The following is a 2,683-nucleotide window of genomic DNA, read 5'->3' on the forward strand; positions in this document are numbered from 1 at the left end:
TTGAGCGCCTACCATCTTACCAACCTGAATTGCTGTACTTTGGTTGACGAGCTCATCGTTATTTTGGAAGTTTAACTGCTCACGAACTGACTCGACGCGATCCATATCTACGAAACGGAATTTACCGGAATTCAGCATTTTAGTGCTGATTGAATCAGTAATGGACTCAGTGTCAATGTGCTCGCTTGTTTTGTTTTTGATTCGCTCAACAAAGACGATTGGGCGAGCATCGCGAGTTATTACTGCAACAGAGCCCGACATCATCATGCTGTCGACCATTTCACCGGCAATTTTTTGCAAGTCAGTTGAACCAAAATCAATGGTCGTTGTTTCAACAGCTTGAGCGTCACCATAGCTCACTTGGTTAGAACAACCACCAAGCACTACAGCCAAACCAAGTAATGCAATTACACTTTTCTTCATTGTCGAATCCTTAGGATTACCTTTAGTTACTTCTTAAAATTAGTTGTCGATCGCGCGAATTTGAACACGGAACTGTCGACCATTCGGGTGGATAGAAACTTCGGAAATTGAAATTTCTTCGGTACCACGAAGTATAGCCTGACGCCAAGGGCTAAGTTTACTGTTCACTTCTAGCCCTGCATCGTCATACCAATAAAATCTGTACTGGATATGCTGATCGCCTTTAGTCTGATTTAATAAACGCACAATACCGCGAGTTCGGCCATCAACATCAATGGTTGAAATATCTTGAATACTGACACTACCTGCTAAGACGTTGTCTCCAAAAAGAACCGTCTGAGAAGCACCATCGATACGCAAACCAGCAGTGTTACTACTTGCACAGCCCATCAACGTGAGAGCAGCTGCGATTGAAACAAGCCATTTTTTCATCGTATATTCCCTAGTTGTTTGTGCCAAATCGTTGCGTTGTTACCCTGACGAGAAAGCCATACAAGCGTTGTACGCCCTGACTCTACCGTGAATGTATAGGTTTGACCCGCAACTTGTACTGTTTGTTCCCCAGGTTTGACTGCAGAACTCACGCTGTAAATCTCACCAGGTAAGGTAATCCAACTCCGGGTATCTGGTTGCTCTGTGAGTGTATTCCAGACGTTAAATAGTGCATTACCTAAATCATCAGGATTGTTTTTCGTTGCTCCGCGGCGCAATTCTTCTTTCGCCCAAACTCGTAGCGCCTGGCGAATCACAATCGAAGGCATACGCTCAGTAAGGTTCTGTCTTGCCATCAAGTTCACGTCGGTTAGCAAACTGCCTGAGGTAGCTTGGCCATTGAGTATTATCGGGCTAAAACTCTCAACCCCCATATCGGCATAGTAAGGCAAAGCAACGCTATATAAGCCTCGGTTACTGCCTCTTGTAATTGGTAAGGTTAGATTCCAACCGCGCATTGACTCAACCACGCCACGCTCATCAACAATGATCACTCGCGCTTTATCAGGCTCAAGATAGTTCGCTTTACCGTAACGCTGTTCAAGCTGAACTAAGTGTTCCCTCATCCCCAAACGCTTAGCGACACGTTTTGTGCCATCAATCACTTGCTGGTTGTCTGGCACGACTGCCAATGCTCTCCGGTAGTCAACATACGCACTGTTGAGGTCATTATCCGCTTCGTACAAAAGCGCTGATAGATAAAGCAAATAGCCACTTTGCACCGCTTGCAATGTCTTACCCGCATCAGGGTAGTTGGACAAGATACTACCTAAGCTAGGAGAAACGCCCTGCGCCTTCATCTGCCGTTGGGCGGACTCTAGCTCTTGCTCACGATCTTTGCGTGCTCGTTCTTGTACTTGGTTGGCTCGGCGCATCTCGATCAAAGCGCCTTCAAGATCATTATTCTTTAGATAGTTCAAACCAAGGTATAGATGCAAAAAACCAAGCTCATAGTCAGCCGGTTGATAGCTTTTCAAATTGTCATTGACCGCCAGGGCGCTTAGGCTTAACGCCGATTCAGAGATCGAAATTGTTGCTTGATCTTGTTGTGTACGAACCGCTCTATCGCTAAGGTCAAATGCATTTTTACTTTCAGGGTATTGCTTGTCGAGCCAATAGACACGCCCTTTTTCCATATTATCGAGAATATCTCCAGCGATAACCTCGGGTAGTAGCTTTTCTGCGGACGCGTAGTTTCCACTTTTTACGGTTTGGTATAATTCCTTATTTTGTGCGCTATAGTGACTGAACAGGTTACCTACAGATAAGCTCGCACAAGCAGAAAGAAAGGCGCTCATCATTACTACAGATATGAGCCGAACGTGTTTAAGCACTACCTACTCCGACTTAACTCATCAACATTGGGCCAAGCGGACGACCACCCACTAGATGCATATGAATATGGTAAACCTCTTGTCCACCATGCGAGTTACAGTTCATGATTAAGCGATAACCATCTTGATCAATACCTTCATCTTTAGCGAGTTTTCGCGCCACAGTAAACATACGACCCATGACTATCTCGTCTTGTTCTTCTATGTCATTAACCGTTGGAATCAACTTATTAGGAATGATCAAAATGTGACTAGGTGCGCGAGGGTTAATGTCTCGAAATGCAGTAACTAGGTCATCTTGATAGACCACATCGGCAGGAATTTCTTTACGGATAATTTTGCTAAAAATGGTTTCTTCAGCCATGAAGTTCTCCACTGGTTCATGTGTAATTTGATGAATTGCAATGAGTATGCGCCAAGCTTCTTAAAATCAC

General features: G+C 44.6%; 4 protein-coding genes. All 4 read right to left on the minus strand.

Features of this window, described 5'->3' with window-relative positions; genetic code table 11:
* Nucleotides 1-423, minus strand: a 423-nt coding sequence (lpoB, locus tag QTO00_RS17870; RefSeq protein ID WP_331425981.1) for a penicillin-binding protein activator LpoB, incomplete at its 3' end; no start/stop codon positions are given.
* Between the two features lie 39 nt (nt 424-462).
* Nucleotides 463-855, minus strand: coding sequence for a YcfL family protein (locus tag QTO00_RS17875; protein WP_331425982.1), 393 nt, complete (start codon nt 853-855; stop codon nt 463-465).
* Nucleotides 852-2,249, minus strand: a complete 1,398-nt coding sequence (locus QTO00_RS17880; RefSeq protein ID WP_331425983.1) for a COG3014 family protein — start codon at nt 2,247-2,249, stop codon at nt 852-854. Before QTO00_RS17880 ends, QTO00_RS17875 begins: the two co-directional genes overlap by 4 nt.
* Before the next feature lie 13 nt (nt 2,250-2,262).
* Nucleotides 2,263-2,613 (minus strand): purine nucleoside phosphoramidase, encoded by a 351-nt coding sequence (gene hinT, locus QTO00_RS17885; protein ID WP_038207145.1) that lies wholly within the window; start codon nt 2,611-2,613, stop codon nt 2,263-2,265.
* Nucleotides 2,614-2,683: the final 70 nt, after the last annotated feature.

Origin of the sequence: Vibrio sp. M260118 (assembly GCF_036533755.1) — a bacterium.
GTDB lineage: Bacteria > Pseudomonadota > Gammaproteobacteria > Enterobacterales > Vibrionaceae > Vibrio.

Excerpts from the sequence above, each read along its gene's own strand:
- QTO00_RS17875 (WP_331425982.1), bottom strand. The coding sequence starts at position 855 with ATGAAAAAATGGCTTGTTTCAATCGCAGCTGCTCTCACGTTGATGGGC.
- hinT (WP_038207145.1), bottom strand. The coding sequence starts at position 2,613 with ATGGCTGAAGAAACCATTTTTAGCAAAATTATCCGTAAAGAAATTCCT.